This window comes from Pseudomonas sp. FW306-02-D09B, assembly GCF_058782685.1.
Window position 1 is genome coordinate 95968 of record NZ_JBYSXY010000001.1, and the last position, 14200, is coordinate 110167.

The 14200-nt window shown below is 58.0% G+C and carries 12 protein-coding genes; 3 read left to right on the forward strand and 9 right to left on the reverse strand.

The window, feature by feature from the left end:
* Window positions 1-3: 3 nt before the first annotated feature.
* From purB to AC3WK5_RS00475, 5 genes are all read right to left on the reverse strand, one after another.
* Window positions 4-1374, reverse strand: a complete 1371-nt coding sequence (gene purB, locus AC3WK5_RS00455; protein ID WP_103319869.1) for an adenylosuccinate lyase — start codon at window positions 1372-1374, stop codon at window positions 4-6.
* A 137-nt stretch (window positions 1375-1511) separates the two neighbouring features.
* Window positions 1512-2135, reverse strand: a complete 624-nt coding sequence (gene hflD / locus AC3WK5_RS00460; RefSeq protein WP_054597850.1) for a high frequency lysogenization protein HflD — start codon at window positions 2133-2135, stop codon at window positions 1512-1514.
* Window positions 2132-3265 (reverse strand): tRNA 2-thiouridine(34) synthase MnmA, encoded by a 1134-nt coding sequence (gene mnmA, locus AC3WK5_RS00465; protein ID WP_054597849.1) that lies wholly within the window; start codon window positions 3263-3265, stop codon window positions 2132-2134. Before mnmA ends, hflD begins: the two co-directional genes overlap by 4 nt.
* A gap of 59 nt (window positions 3266-3324) precedes the next feature.
* A complete protein-coding gene (locus AC3WK5_RS00470) occupies window positions 3325-3771 on the reverse strand; it encodes an NUDIX hydrolase (protein ID WP_103319867.1) in 447 nt (148 codons plus the stop codon).
* A gap of 233 nt (window positions 3772-4004) precedes the next feature.
* Window positions 4005-6230, reverse strand: a complete 2226-nt coding sequence (locus tag AC3WK5_RS00475; RefSeq protein ID WP_103319864.1) for an NADP-dependent isocitrate dehydrogenase — start codon at window positions 6228-6230, stop codon at window positions 4005-4007.
* Window positions 6231-6722: 492 nt separating this feature from the next.
* On the opposite strand from AC3WK5_RS00475, the gene icd reads away from it, so the two are divergent.
* Window positions 6723-7979, forward strand: a complete 1257-nt coding sequence (gene icd / locus AC3WK5_RS00480) for an NADP-dependent isocitrate dehydrogenase (RefSeq protein WP_054597846.1) — start codon at window positions 6723-6725, stop codon at window positions 7977-7979.
* 80 nt (window positions 7980-8059) lie between these two features.
* Here icd and cspD read toward each other — a convergent pair whose 3' ends face one another.
* Window positions 8060-8323, reverse strand: coding sequence for a cold shock domain-containing protein CspD (gene cspD, locus AC3WK5_RS00485; protein WP_177474826.1), 264 nt, complete (start codon window positions 8321-8323; stop codon window positions 8060-8062).
* 223 nt (window positions 8324-8546) lie between these two features.
* On the opposite strand from cspD, the gene clpS reads away from it, so the two are divergent.
* Together clpS and clpA are read left to right on the forward strand one after the other, a co-directional pair.
* Complete coding sequence (clpS, locus tag AC3WK5_RS00490; protein ID WP_015094394.1) at window positions 8547-8909, forward strand: ATP-dependent Clp protease adapter ClpS; 363 nt, start codon at window positions 8547-8549, stop codon at window positions 8907-8909.
* A gap of 29 nt (window positions 8910-8938) precedes the next feature.
* Complete coding sequence (clpA, locus tag AC3WK5_RS00495) at window positions 8939-11209, forward strand: ATP-dependent Clp protease ATP-binding subunit ClpA (RefSeq protein ID WP_054597844.1); 2271 nt, start codon at window positions 8939-8941, stop codon at window positions 11207-11209.
* 1161 nt (window positions 11210-12370) lie between these two features.
* Here the strand turns inward: clpA and infA are convergent.
* From infA to aat, 3 genes are all read right to left on the reverse strand, one after another.
* Window positions 12371-12589 carry a translation initiation factor IF-1 gene (gene infA / locus AC3WK5_RS00500; protein WP_002553999.1) on the reverse strand — a complete coding sequence of 73 codons (219 nt, stop codon included), beginning with the start codon at window positions 12587-12589 and terminating at the stop codon, window positions 12371-12373.
* Window positions 12590-12700: 111 nt separating this feature from the next.
* Window positions 12701-13408, reverse strand: coding sequence for an arginyltransferase (locus tag AC3WK5_RS00505; protein WP_054597843.1), 708 nt, complete (start codon window positions 13406-13408; stop codon window positions 12701-12703).
* A gap of 58 nt (window positions 13409-13466) precedes the next feature.
* A complete protein-coding gene (aat, locus tag AC3WK5_RS00510; protein ID WP_054597842.1) occupies window positions 13467-14147 on the reverse strand; it encodes a leucyl/phenylalanyl-tRNA--protein transferase in 681 nt (226 codons plus the stop codon).
* Between the last annotated feature and the right edge of the window lie 53 nt (window positions 14148-14200).

The following is a 14200-nucleotide window of genomic DNA, read 5'->3' on the forward strand; positions in this document are numbered from 1 at the left end:
CGATCAGATGCGTTTGGCTTGTGCCACGGCGTTGCCGATGTAGTTGGCCGGGGTGAGCTTTTTCAGCTCGGCCTTTGCTTCGGCAGGCATGTCCAGTGCATCGATGAAAGTCTGCAACGCTTCAGGGCTGATGCCCTTGCCGCGCGTCAGTTCTTTCAGCTTTTCGTACGGGTTTTCAATGTTGTAGCGACGCATCACGGTCTGGATTGGCTCGGCCAGAACTTCCCAGCACGCGTCCAGGTCCGCAGAAATCTTCTGAGCATTGAGCTCTAACTTGCTGATTCCCTTGAGACTTGCTTCGTACGCAATCACGCTGTGGGCGAAGCCGACGCCGAGGTTGCGCAGTACGGTGGAGTCGGTCAGGTCGCGCTGCCAGCGGGAGATCGGCAGCTTGCTCGCCAGGTGCTGGAACAGTGCGTTGGCGATACCCAGGTTGCCTTCGGAGTTTTCGAAGTCGATCGGGTTGACCTTGTGCGGCATGGTCGAGGAGCCGATTTCGCCGGCAATGGTGCGCTGCTTGAAGTAGCCCAGGGAGATGTAGCCCCAGATATCGCGATCGAAGTCGATCAGGATGGTGTTGAAGCGCGCGATTGCGTCGAACAGCTCGGCGATGTAGTCGTGCGGCTCGATCTGCGTGGTGTACGGGTTGAAGCCCAGGCCCAACTCGTCTTCGATGAAGGCGCGGGCGTTGGCTTCCCAGTCGATCTCAGGGTAAGCCGACAGGTGAGCGTTGTAGTTGCCGACGGCGCCGTTGATCTTGCCCAGTAGCGGTACGGCAGCAACTTGAGCGATCTGGCGCTCCAGACGGTAAACCACGTTCGCCAGTTCTTTGCCCAGGGTGGTCGGCGAAGCCGGCTGGCCGTGGGTGCGCGACAGCATGGGTACGTCGGCGAAGCGGATGGCCAACTCGCGGATGGCTTCGGCGGTTTGGCGCATCAGCGGCAGCATCACGTCATCACGGCCTTCGCGCAGCATCAGGGCGTGGGACAGGTTGTTGATGTCCTCGCTGGTGCAGGCAAAGTGGATGAATTCACTGACGTTGGCCAGTTCGGGCAGCTTGGCCGCCTGTTCCTTGAGCAGGTACTCAATGGCTTTAACGTCGTGGTTGGTGGTGCGCTCGATCTCTTTGACGCGCTCGGCGTGTTCCAGAGAGAAGTTTTCCGCCAGGGTGTTCAGCACGGCGTTAGCTTCGGCGGAGAACGCCGGCACTTCGCTGATGGCAGGATGAGCGGCCAGGCGCTGGAGCCAGCGCACTTCAACCAGGACGCGAGCACGGATCAGACCGTATTCGCTGAAAATTGGGCGCAGGGCCTGGGTTTTGCCGGCGTAGCGGCCGTCAACAGGGGAAACCGCAGTGAGCGAAGAGAGCTGCATGGGGTGTTCTCGGACAGTCGGGCAACGAAATGGGGCGCGTATCATACATGAAAAAAATCCGCCGGTCCGTTGCCAACTGACCAGCGTCTTACGCGTTACAGGCTACAAAAGGGTGTTGCTGGCTGTGCGGGTGTGGTTCAGCTGCTGCGCATCAGCGGATAAAGCTCTTTGAGCAGTTTGCGGCGACTGATCACCAACTGCCAGCGATGACCGCCCAACTGCCGCCACAAGCGCGCCGAGCGGATGCCGGCCAGCAACAGGGCGCGGATCTTCGAGGCGTTGCTTGGCTGCTGCAGGTTGCGCATGTCGCCGTGCACTTGAATGCGTTGGCGCAGGGTGCTCAAGGTGTCCTGATACAGCGCGCCACAGGCGGCGATCACGTTTTCGTGGGCCGGGCCGAAATGTTCGACCTGGGACTGAATCTGCGGCAAGCGCTTGCCGATCACTTCAAGCATGTCGCCGCGCTTGGCCAGTTGCCGCTCAAGACCGAGCATCGACAGGGCATAGCGCAAGGGTTCGCGCTGCAAGGTGCTCGGATCGCGTTCAAGGGCGCCGATCAACGCGCGATAACCTTCGCGCAGATTGATATCGTCGCCGCCGTAGACCTCCAGCGTGTCCTTGGGGTCGATGATCAACAAGCTGCCAAGCATGCAGGTCAGGCCGGCTTCGCTGACCTGCCCGGTCTTGGCAATCTTGTCGACCAGCACAGCGGCGAGAAACACGCCGCCAAGCGCTGTCAGTTGCTCCTGAGTCGGGCTCATGCGCACGAATCCTTGCTGCTCCAGGGTTCGGCGACTTCTATGACACCGCCACCGAGGCAAACTTCACCGTCGTAAAACACCACCGATTGACCAGGGGTGACCGCGCGCTGCGGGTCATCGAAGGTGGCGCGGTAGCCGTTGGCGGTTTTTTCCAGGGTGCAAGGCTGGTCGCTCTGGCGATAGCGGACTTTCGCCGTGAGTTTGCGCGGCGAGCTCAGGTCGACCGGGTTGACCCAGTAGATGTCCGAGGCGAGCAGGGCGCGGGAGAACAGCCAAGGGTGGTCATTGCCCTGGCCAACGATCAGCTCGTTGTGTTCCAGGTCCTTGATCAGCACGTACCACGGCTCGTCGCTGGCGTCTTTCAAGCCGCCGATGCCCAGGCCCTGACGCTGACCGATGGTGTGGTACATCAGGCCATGGTGGCGGCCGATCACTTCACCTTCGGTGGTCTTGATGTCGCCCGGTTGTGCCGGCAGGTATTGCTTGAGGAAGTCGCTGAAGCGTCGTTCACCGATAAAGCAGATGCCGGTGGAATCTTTCTTCTTCGCGGTGGCCAGGGCGTGTTTCTCGGCAATCGCGCGAACTTCGGGTTTTTCCAGTTCGCCGACCGGGAACAGGGTCTTGGCGATCTGTTCGCCACCCACGGCGTGCAGGAAGTAGCTCTGGTCCTTGTTCGGGTCCAGGCCTTTGAGCAATTCGGTGCGGCCATCGATGTCGCGACGGCGCACGTAATGGCCGGTGGCGATCAGGTCGGCGCCGAGCATCATGGCGTAGTCGAGGAACGCCTTGAACTTGATTTCACGGTTGCACAGGATGTCCGGGTTCGGCGTGCGGCCGGCCTTGTATTCGGCCAGGAAGTGCTCGAACACGTTATCCCAGTACTCGGCGGCGAAGTTGGCGGTGTGCAGCTTGATGCCAATCTTGTCGCACACGGCCTGGGCGTCCGCCAGGTCGTCCATGGCGGTGCAGTAGTCTGTTCCGTCGTCCTCTTCCCAGTTCTTCATGAACAGGCCTTCCACCTGATAACCCTGCTCGATCAGCAGTAGGGCGGAAACGGAAGAGTCCACGCCGCCGGACATGCCGACAATGACGCGCTTCTTTTGTGTGTCAGAAGGGGCTGGATCACGCATAGGGATTTAATGAGTGTCTTGAAAAAGGACGCGATTCTATCAGGCCCGAGCCTGCAAGGCTAAAGAGAAGGGCGGATCAGTTCGAGACTGAAGAGTTTACCGCTCAGGTAATCGTCGATACAGCGAATAATCAGCTCGCTGCGCCAGTGCTCGCGTTGCGCAAGGAGTTCGTCGCGGGTCAGCCATTTTGCGCCGACGATGCCGTCGTCGAGTTGATAGTCGGGGTGGTGTTTCACTGCTTTGGCGGCAAAACACACGCGCTGGTAAGTCACGCCGTTGCTTGGGGCGGTATAGAGGTAGATGCCTATTACGCCGGTAGCTTCAACGTCCCAGCCGGTTTCTTCGAGGCTTTCACGAATGGCGGCTTCGGTCAGGGTTTCGTTCGGGTCCAGATGCCCGGCCGGTTGATTGAGTACCACGCGTCCGGCCTTGAGCTCTTCGACCATCAGGAAACGGCCGTTGTCTTCGACGATGGTAGCGACGGTGATGTGGGGTAGCCAATCCATGGGACTTCCTCTATTTCAGGGTTGGATAAATTTTAATGTGGAAACTCGATCCAATGTGGGAGCGGGCTTGCTCGCGAAGGCGATTCATCATTCAGCATTGATATCGACTGACCCACCGCTTTCGCGAGCAAGCCCGCTCCCACATTTGATTCGGTTTCAACGCCGGATATTTATAAGCGCCTAAAAACAGAAACCCCGGTACGAGACCGGGGTTCTGGTGTTCCCTTACAACCTTAAACCAGCGCAGCAATCGCCGCGTTGAAGGTGTTGCTTGGGCGCATGGCCTTGCTGATCAGCTCGGCGTTGGCGTGGTAGTAACCGCCGATGTCGACTGGCTTGCCCTGAACGGCGTTGAGCTCGGCAACGATGGTTGCCTCGTTCTCGGTCAGGGTTTTCGCCAGTTGGCTGAACTGCGCTTGCAGCGCTGCGTCTTCAGTCTGGGCGGCCAGGGCCTGGGCCCAGTACAGCGCCAGGTAGAAGTGGCTGCCGCGGTTGTCGATGTTGCCGACTTTGCGCGATGGCGACTTGTTGTTGTCCAGGAACTGGCCGGTGGCCTGGTCCAGGGTCTTGGCCAGCACCAGCGCCTTAGGGTTGTTGTAAGTAACACCCAGGTGCTCGAGGGAGGCGGCCAGGGCCAGGAACTCGCCCAGGGAATCCCAGCGCAGGAAGTTTTCTTCCAGCAGTTGCTGAACGTGCTTCGGTGCCGAACCGCCAGCGCCGGTTTCGAACAGACCGCCGCCATTCATCAGTGGAACGATCGACAGCATCTTGGCGCTGGTGCCCAGCTCCATGATCGGGAACAGGTCGGTCAGGTAGTCGCGCAGTACGTTGCCGGTCACCGAGATGGTGTCCTTGCCTTCGCGAGTACGGGCCAGGGTGAAGGCCATCGCGTCGACTGGCGACATGATGCGGATGTCCAGGCCGGACGTGTCGTGATCCTTCAGGTACGCCTGAACTTTCTCGATCACTACGCCGTCGTGGGCGCGCATTGGGTCCAGCCAGAAAATCGCCGGCGTTGCGCTTGCGCGAGCACGGTTGACGGCCAGTTTGACCCAGTCCTGGATCGGCGCGTCTTTGGTCTGGCACATGCGGAAGATGTCGCCGGCTTCAACCGACTGCTCCAGCAGAGTGCGACCAGCGCTGTCGGAAACGCGAACCACGCCGTTTGCCTTGATCTGGAAGGTCTTGTCGTGGGAGCCGTACTCTTCGGCTTTTTTCGCCATCAGGCCAACGTTTGGCACACTGCCCATGGTGGTTGGGTCGAAGGCGCCGTGTTGCTTGCAGTCTTCGATCACCGCCTGGTAGATGGTGGCGTAGCAGCGATCCGGGATCACGGCCTTGGTGTCGTGCAGCTGGCCGTCGGTGCCCCACATCTTGCCGGAGTCACGGATCATGGCTGGCATCGAGGCGTCGACGATAACGTCGCTCGGCACGTGCAGGTTGGTGATGCCTTTGTCGGAGTTGACCATCGCCAGCGAAGGGCGAGCGGCGTAGACCGCCTGGATGTCCGCTTCGATCGCCGCTTGCTGCTCGGCAGGCAACGCCTTGATGCGGGCGTACAGGTCGCCGATGCCGTTGTTCAGGTTGAAGCCGATCTGTGCCAGCACGTCAGCGTGCTTGGCCAGGGCGTCTTTATAGAACTCGGCAACGATCTGGCCGAACATGATCGGGTCGGAGACCTTCATCATGGTGGCTTTCAGGTGAACCGACAGCAGAACGCCTTTTTGCTTGGCGTCTTCGATTTCTGCGGCGATGAAGCTGCGCAGGGCGTTTTTGCTCATCACGGCGCAATCGAGGATCTCACCGGCTTGCACGGTGGTTTTTTCTTTCAGGACGGTGGTGGTGCCGTCTTGGGCGATCAGTTCGATTTTCACGGCGTCAGCGGCGTCGATCAGGGCAGCTTTTTCGCTGCCGTAGAAATCGCCGGTGCTCATGTGAGCGACGTGAGACTTGGAGTCTTTTGCCCAGGCGCCCATTTTGTGCGGGTGCTTGCGAGCGTAGTTCTTGACCGACAATGGTGCGCGGCGATCGGAGTTGCCTTCACGCAGAACCGGGTTTACCGCGCTGCCCTTGATCTTGTCGTAACGGGACTTGGCGTCCTTGTCAGCGTCGCTGGTGACGGTTTCCGGGTAGTTCGGCAGTGCATAGCCCTGGGCTTGCAGTTCTTTGATCGCGGCCTGCAGTTGCGGAACCGAAGCACTGATGTTCGGCAGTTTGATGATGTTGGCTTCAGGTGTGACGGCCAGCGCGCCCAGTTCGGCGAGGTGGTCGGCTACGGCTTTATTACCCAATTGCTCGGGGAAGCTGGCCAGGATGCGCCCTGCAAGAGAGATATCGCGGGTTTCCACGGCGATATCAGCGGAGGCGGTGAAAGCCTCTACGATAGGCAACAGTGAATAGGTGGCGAGGGCTGGGGCTTCGTCGGTGAAGGTGTAGATGATCTTCGAGCGGTTGGGCATATTCGGATTAACTCTCTTCTTTGCTAAAGCGTGCGCAGAAACTCGAGGGGCGCCGGGTAAGCGCGTTCGTTCAAAGTCATCCATGAGCCGAATGTCGAGGTTTCTTCGCGGTGATGTTGGGTGCATCAGTCGAGCGTCAAGCGGGTGGACTGCGGTAACAGCCCGGCTTTAATCGGGCGGAAAGTCTCGTAATAGAGAGGTTCGCCTATGTGACCCTGCGGTCAGCGGCGGCATTATACATAGGTAGCTGGCAATCTGCCGATGGTTCATATGCAACGAATATCGTCCATTGGTCTAAAGGTCGCAGGCGTGCGTGCGGCGTAGAGTCGTCTACCGTGCTTGAGTTTGGCGCTTTTCCCTTTGCTTTCAGGCTTGTACGTCGCGAACTGTGCGGCTTTGCGGCAGATCGATGGAACATAGGGTTTGCGTGCCGATTCAACTGGGGTACGCTCGGACGAAGCCAGATGTTCAATCCAAACAATGGAGTTCAGCATGGGATACAAGAAGATTCAGGTTCCAGCAGTCGGCGACAAAATCACCGTCAATGCAGACCATTCTCTCAATGTTCCTAACAACCCGATCATCCCTTTCATTGAAGGTGATGGTATCGGCGTTGATATCAGCCCGGTCATGATCAAGGTTGTCGATGCTGCTGTTAAGAAGGCTTACGGCGGCGAGCGCAAAATTTCCTGGATGGAAGTCTACGCCGGGGAAAAAGCGACTCAGGTTTACGATCAGGACACCTGGCTGCCTCAGGAAACTCTGGATGCAGTCAAGGATTACGTGGTTTCCATCAAGGGCCCGCTGACCACTCCGGTCGGTGGCGGTATCCGTTCCCTCAACGTTGCCCTGCGTCAGCAGCTTGATCTTTATGTGTGCCTGCGCCCGGTGCGCTGGTTCGAAGGCGTACCGAGCCCGGTCAAGAAGCCTGGCGACGTCGACATGACGATCTTCCGCGAGAACTCGGAAGACATCTACGCCGGTATCGAATGGAAGGCCGGTTCGCCGGAGGCGACCAAGGTCATCAAGTTCCTTAAAGAAGAAATGGGCGTTACCAAGATCCGTTTCGACCAAAATTGCGGTATCGGCATCAAGCCGGTTTCCCTGGAAGGCACCAAGCGTCTGGCACGCAAGGCTCTGCAATACGTTGTCGACAATGATCGCGATTCGCTGACCATCGTCCACAAAGGCAACATCATGAAGTTCACCGAAGGTGCCTTCAAGGAGTGGGCCTACGAAGTGGCCGCCGAAGAATTCGGCGCAACCCTGCTCGACGGCGGCCCGTGGATGCAGTTCAAGAACCCGAAAACCGGCAAGAACGTCATCGTCAAGGATGCCATCGCCGACGCCATGCTCCAGCAGATCCTGCTGCGCCCGGCTGAATACGATGTGATCGCGACCCTGAACCTGAACGGCGACTACCTGTCCGACGCCCTGGCGGCAGAGGTGGGTGGTATCGGTATTGCGCCAGGTGCCAACCTGTCCGACACCGTGGCGATGTTCGAAGCCACCCACGGCACTGCACCGAAGTACGCCGGCAAAGACCAGGTAAACCCGGGTTCGCTGATTCTGTCTGCTGAAATGATGCTGCGTCACATGGGCTGGACCGAAGCGGCCGACCTGATCATCAAGGGCACCAACGGCGCAATCTCGGCCAAGACCGTGACCTATGACTTCGAACGTCTGATGGAAGGCGCCAAACTGCTGTCTTCTTCCGCGTTCGGCGATGCGCTGATCTCGCACATGTAAGCTGATTTGCGTTAAATAAAAAACCGGCCGACTCAAATGATGAGTCGGCCGGTTTTTTTATGTCTCTAAGTTTGCTGGTATCAGCTCAACGCACGCTCGTGCTGGACGGTCGTTGCAGGTACGGGCGCATTGGCCTTTACTGTAGCTGAGTCGATGTTGATCGCGTGCAGGCCTTTGGGGCCCTGGATGATCTCGAAACTCACGGATTGGCCTGCTTTCAAGGTCTTGTAGCCGTCCATTTTAATGGCCGAGTAGTGGGCAAAGAGATCTTCCTCCTTGCCGTCCTCGTTGATGAAGCCATATCCCTTGGCATTGTTGAACCACTTGACCTTACCGCTAGCCATGCTCATATCCCTCTGCAACAGACTCCATCACTGGAGTATCATCCAGTTAATCCGCATCAACCCTGAAATGGGGTTGGCTGTGCGGACCTTTTTTACCCACCGTGGGCTCTATTGGTTGTAACACTGATTTGCCGATAGTCAAGGTGACCAAGCAGTCGGGGTTGAAAAGCTCTGGGGCCGCCCCCACCACTGTATTCAGCTCAACTAACGAACCTTTCTTTCCATGCATGCTATCAGCCAGATTCGACTAACATTCAATCAGGATCGCCCTGATTTACACGACGACGATTCAGCAGGCATTGCTGTACAGGAGGCTAAGCCTGCGTTACAGGCGCCGCCGATGTACAAGGTGGTTTTGTTCAATGATGACTACACACCGATGGATTTCGTCGTCGAAGTGCTCGAGGTGTTTTTTAACCTGAATCGCGAGCTGGCGACCAAGGTCATGCTGGCCGTCCATACAGAAGGACGGGCAGTATGTGGAGTGTTTACCCGCGACATCGCCGAGACCAAGGCCATGCAGGTCAACCAGTACGCCAGGGAAAGCCAGCATCCGCTACTCTGTGAAATCGAGAAGGACGGTTAACGCCGACCACTTGGGTATGAGGTGAAGCTATGTTAAACCGCGAGCTCGAAGTCACCCTCAATCTCGCCTTCAAGGAGGCGCGTTCGAAACGTCATGAGTTCATGACCGTCGAACACCTCCTGTTGGCTCTATTGGATAATGAGGCAGCCGCCACCGTTTTGCGTGCGTGCGGCGCAAACCTCGACAAACTCAAGCATGACCTGCAGGAGTTCATCGACTCCACCACGCCTTTGATCCCCCTTCATGACGAGGATCGCGAAACCCAGCCAACCCTGGGCTTCCAGCGTGTACTGCAACGTGCTGTCTTTCATGTACAGAGCTCGGGCAAACGCGAAGTAACTGGCGCCAACGTGCTGGTTGCAATCTTCAGTGAGCAAGAGAGTCAGGCGGTGTTCCTGCTGAAACAGCAGAGCGTTGCACGCATTGATGTCGTCAATTACATCGCTCATGGCATCTCGAAAGTGCCTGGGCATGGCGAACACTCTGAAGGTGAGCAAGATATGCAGGACGACGAGGGCGGTGAGTCTTCTTCTTCAGGCAATCCTCTGGATGCATATGCCAGCAACCTCAACGAACTGGCGCGCCAGGGTCGTATCGACCCATTGGTCGGGCGTGAAATGGAAGTTGAGCGTGTCGCGCAGATTCTGGCGCGTCGGCGTAAAAACAATCCGTTGCTGGTCGGCGAGGCAGGCGTGGGTAAAACCGCAATTGCCGAAGGTCTGGCCAAGCGCATTGTCGACAATCAGGTGCCTGATCTGTTGGCCAATAGCGTGGTTTATTCGCTCGATCTGGGCGCGTTGCTCGCTGGGACCAAATACCGTGGCGATTTCGAGAAACGCTTCAAGGCGTTGCTCAATGAGCTGAAAAAACGTCCGCAGGCGATCCTGTTCATCGACGAGATCCACACCATTATTGGTGCAGGTGCCGCCTCTGGCGGTGTCATGGATGCTTCGAACCTGCTCAAGCCGCTGCTGTCGTCGGGTGATATCCGTTGCATCGGTTCGACCACGTTCCAGGAATTCCGTGGAATCTTCGAAAAAGACCGTGCCCTGGCTCGGCGCTTCCAGAAGGTCGATGTGTCGGAGCCTTCGGTCGAAGACACCATTGGTATCCTGCGCGGTCTCAAGGGGCGTTTCGAGCTCCATCACAATATCGAATACAGTGATGAAGCCCTGCGCGCCGCTGCCGAACTGGCATCGCGCTACATCAATGACCGGCACATGCCGGACAAGGCCATCGACGTCATCGACGAGGCGGGCGCCTATCAGCGTCTGCAGCCGATCGAGAAGCGTGTGAAACGCATCGAAGTGCCTCAGGTCGAGGATATCGTGGCGAAGATCGCGCGGATTCCGCCAAAACACGTCACCAGCTCCGACAAAGAGTTGCTGCGTAACCTTGAGCGCGATCTGAAGTTGACGGTGTTCGGCCAGGATGCGGCGATCGATTCCTTGTCGACCGCGATCAAGCTGTCCCGTGCGGGTCTGAAGTCGCCTGACAAGCCTGTCGGTTCGTTCCTGTTTGCCGGCCCTACCGGGGTCGGTAAAACCGAAGCGGCCCGGCAACTGGCCAAGGCGCTCGGGATCGAACTGGTTCGCTTCGACATGTCCGAATACATGGAGCGCCACACCGTTTCGCGTTTGATCGGTGCACCTCCGGGGTACGTCGGGTTTGATCAGGGCGGCCTGCTGACTGAAGCGATCACCAAGCAGCCTCATTGCGTGCTGTTGCTCGATGAAATCGAGAAGGCGCATCCGGAAGTCTTCAACCTGCTGTTGCAGGTCATGGACCACGGTACGCTTACCGATAACAACGGGCGCAAGGCGGATTTCCGTAACGTGATCGTCATCATGACGACCAACGCCGGTGCCGAAACCGCAGCTCGGGCTTCTATTGGCTTCACGCATCAGGATCACTCGTCTGACGCGATGGAAGTGATCAAGAAGAGCTTCACGCCGGAATTCCGTAACCGTCTGGACACCATTATCCAGTTTGGTCGCCTCAGTCATGAGGTCATCAAAAGCGTGGTGGACAAGTTCCTTACCGAACTGCAGGCGCAGCTGGAAGACAAGCGTGTACTGCTCGAGGTCACCGACGCTGCACGCAGTTGGCTGGCGGCCGGTGGTTATGATGCGACGATGGGTGCGCGACCAATGGCGCGCTTGATCCAGGACAAGATCAAGCGTCCGCTGGCGGAGGAGATTCTCTTTGGCGAACTGGCTGAGCATGGCGGTGTGGTACACATCGACATCAAGGATGGCGAGTTGACCTTCGACTTTGAGACTACTGCTGAAATGGCCTGACGGTTGTTGCTGTTGCTTTAAAGCAGAAGGCGCCTGGTGGCGCCTTTTTGCTGTCTGTGGGTTGGGGTTGGGGTTGGGGTTGGGGTGTATATCCGTTGCTGCGGTAACGGCGGCTGGCGGTTTCGCCCTTACGGCGACTCACTTTTTTTACAAGCGCCTAAAAAAAGTAAGCAAAAAAACGCTCGCCCCAAGCGTACGGCACCTCGCTTAGGCTCGGCGTTCCCTCGCTACGGTATTCATCAGGAGGCATCGCCTACGGTCTGCTTCGCGACGACCTCCTCTCGATGTGTCCGGCTACGCCGTACGGCGCTGCGCGCCAACCTCCTGATGAACACCTCCACTCGGCCTCCCGAAGGGGCGGGCGGATCAAGATCAACAGCGGCAGGCGAGCTAACGCTCGGCCTGTTGAGTGGTGGGGGGATGCGCTGCTTTGCCTTTTTTGCCTTTTTTGTGGGAGCCGGGCTTGCCCGCGATGACGGCCTGAAAGCCGACCAATCACTCACAGATGTACGCCATTCAAAAGTGTGGGAGCTGGCTTGCCTGCGATGGCGGCCTGACAGCCGACCAATCTCTTGCAGATGCACGCCAATCCATTGTGGGAGAGCCTGCTCGCGATGGCGATCTGACAGCCGGCGTATCTCTTGCGGATGTACACCAATTAAAACTGTGGGGGCTGGCTTGCCTGTGATGGCGGCCTGACTGTTGATCGGTTTCTGATGGATGTACTCGAATTACAGTGGGCCTACAAAACGCTTTGGCTTTGGCTTTGGCTTTGGCTTTGGCTTTGGCTTTGGCTTTGGCTTTTGATCTTGATCTGCTTTTGATCTTTCGCCCCATCGGCAGGCCGAGCGTAGGTGTCCATCAGGGGGTAGGCGCGCAGCGCCGTTCGACGAAGTCGAACACATCGAGAGGAGGTCGTCGCGAAGCAGACCGTAGGCGATGCCCCCTGATGGGCACCGTAGGGAGGGAACACCGAGCCTTGGCGAGGTGCCGTACGCCGGGGCGAAGCCTTTTGCTTACTTTTCGGCGTCTGGAAAAGTGAGTCGCTGTAAGAGCGAAACCATAAGCAGCCGTTACCGCAGCAACGGATATACACCCCAGCCGAAAGATCCCAGACAAACAAAAACGCCCGGCAGAGCCGGGCGTTTTGTATTGACTTGATTAACGAGCGCGGTAAGTGATCCGCCCTTTGCTCAAATCATAGGGCGTCAGCTCGACGCGCACTTTGTCACCGGTAAGAATACGAATGTAATTCTTGCGCATCTTGCCGGAAATATGCGCGGTTACGACGTGCCCATTTTCCAACTCCACACGAAACATGGTGTTGGGCAGGGTGTCGACGACAGTGCCTTCCATTTCGAAGCTGTCTTCTTTCGACATGCAGTAAAGCCCTCGGTATCCAATGAATGGCCCGGTGCAACTGCGCCAGGCAAAAGCGGCGTGCATTGTGCCCGAAAAGTGGGGTTTAAGCCAAGGGCTTTAGGGCTGAACCTAGTTCAGTACCACCCAGCGCTGATTAATCAGCAGCTCTATGGGGCGATATTGGGTCTTGTAGTTCATTTTCTTGCAGTTTTTGATCCAGTATCCGAGGTAAACCGCGTCCAGTCCCAGGCGCCGGGCTTCGTTGATCTGCCAGAGAATCGCGTAACGGCCCAGGCTGCGGCGATCTTCTTCGGGCTCATAGAAGGTGTAGACCGCCGACAAGCCGTTGGGCAGCAGATCCGTCACGGCGACCGCCAGCAGACGGCCTTCGAGGCGGAACTCATAGAAACGCGAAAACGGCAGGTCGCGGACCAGAAAGGTCGAAAACTGATCGCGGCTGGGCGGGTACATGTCGCCATCGGCGTGGCGCTGTTCGATATAGCGTTGGTAAAGCTCGAAATACTCTTCGCTGAAACCCGGTTTGGCCGGGCGAACCTGCAGGTCGGCGTTGCGTTTGAAAATGCGTTTTTGCTGACGGTTTGGCGAAAACTGTGCAACCGGAATGCGCGCAGGCACACACGCATTGCAATTTTGGCAATGCGGCCGGTACAGGTGATCGCCACTGCGACGAAAACCCATTTCCGACAGGTCTGCATAGACATGCACATCCATGGGCTGGCTAGGGTCGAGGAACAGCGTGGTGGCCTGTTCATCGGGCAGATAGCTGCAAGAGTGGGGCTGAGTGGCATAGAACTTGAGGCGCGCCAACTCGGTCATGAATCAACCCTCGGGAATAGCTGTTCAATTAAGTGTAAGCCACGAGCGCAAAAGTCGCTCAGCAAACCCATGGGGCGCCGCTGGCTTGATCAAGGTGTTGCTGCAGATAGCCAGCAAACTCTCGGCGCGGGATCGCCCGGGCACCCAGACTGTGCAGATGACCGGTCGGCATCTGGCAGTCGATCAGCACGAAACCGGCGTCCTTGAGGTGGTTGACCAGCGTGGCGAAGCCGACCTTGGAGGCGTTGTCGGCCCGGCTGAACATCGATTCACCAAAAAACAGCTGACCCATGGCCAGGCCATAGAGCCCACCCACCAATACCCCTTGGTCCCAGACTTCGACCGAGTGGGCGTATCCGCGAGCGTGCAGCTCCATGTAGGCGGTTTGCATCGCTTCGGTGATCCAGGTGCCATCGGCGTACTCCCGCGGAGCTGCGCAGGCGCGTATGACGGCCGGGAAGTCCTGATCGAACGTCACGTCGTAACGCTTTTGGCGCAACAGCTTGCCGAGGCTGCGAGAAATATGCAATTCGTCGGGAAACAATACGGTGCGTGGGTCAGGAGACCACCAGAGGATCGGTTGGCCCTCCGAAAACCACGGGAAACAACCGTGGCGGTAAGCCTGGATCAGCCGATCGGCGCTCAGGTCGCCGCCAGCGGCAAGCAGGCCGTTGGGGTCGCGCATGGCTTTTTCCAGCGGCGGGAATTTCAGGGAGTCGCGTTGTAACCAGGTCAGCATGGTATCCAGGCTTGCAGAAGGGGAGGGCAGCGGCAGGCATTGGCCTGCCGCAA

What these genes read in the sequence shown, in the direction of transcription:
- purB (WP_103319869.1), bottom strand. Translation starts at nt 1,374, where the DNA reads ATGCAGCTCTCTTCGCTCACTGCGGTTTCCCCTGTTGACGGCCGCTAC.
- hflD (WP_054597850.1), bottom strand. Translation starts at nt 2,135, where the DNA reads ATGAGCCCGACTCAGGAGCAACTGACAGCGCTTGGCGGCGTGTTTCTC.
- mnmA (WP_054597849.1), bottom strand. Translation starts at nt 3,265, where the DNA reads ATGCGTGATCCAGCCCCTTCTGACACACAAAAGAAGCGCGTCATTGTC.
- AC3WK5_RS00470 (WP_103319867.1), bottom strand. Translation starts at nt 3,771, where the DNA reads ATGGATTGGCTACCCCACATCACCGTCGCTACCATCGTCGAAGACAAC.
- AC3WK5_RS00475 (WP_103319864.1), bottom strand. Translation starts at nt 6,230, where the DNA reads ATGCCCAACCGCTCGAAGATCATCTACACCTTCACCGACGAAGCCCCA.
- icd (WP_054597846.1), top strand. Translation starts at nt 6,723, where the DNA reads ATGGGATACAAGAAGATTCAGGTTCCAGCAGTCGGCGACAAAATCACC.
- cspD (WP_177474826.1), bottom strand. Translation starts at nt 8,323, where the DNA reads ATGGCTAGCGGTAAGGTCAAGTGGTTCAACAATGCCAAGGGATATGGC.
- clpS (WP_015094394.1), top strand. Translation starts at nt 8,547, where the DNA reads ATGCATGCTATCAGCCAGATTCGACTAACATTCAATCAGGATCGCCCT.
- clpA (WP_054597844.1), top strand. Translation starts at nt 8,939, where the DNA reads ATGTTAAACCGCGAGCTCGAAGTCACCCTCAATCTCGCCTTCAAGGAG.
- infA (WP_002553999.1), bottom strand. Translation starts at nt 12,589, where the DNA reads ATGTCGAAAGAAGACAGCTTCGAAATGGAAGGCACTGTCGTCGACACC.
- AC3WK5_RS00505 (WP_054597843.1), bottom strand. Translation starts at nt 13,408, where the DNA reads ATGACCGAGTTGGCGCGCCTCAAGTTCTATGCCACTCAGCCCCACTCT.
- aat (WP_054597842.1), bottom strand. Translation starts at nt 14,147, where the DNA reads ATGCTGACCTGGTTACAACGCGACTCCCTGAAATTCCCGCCGCTGGAA.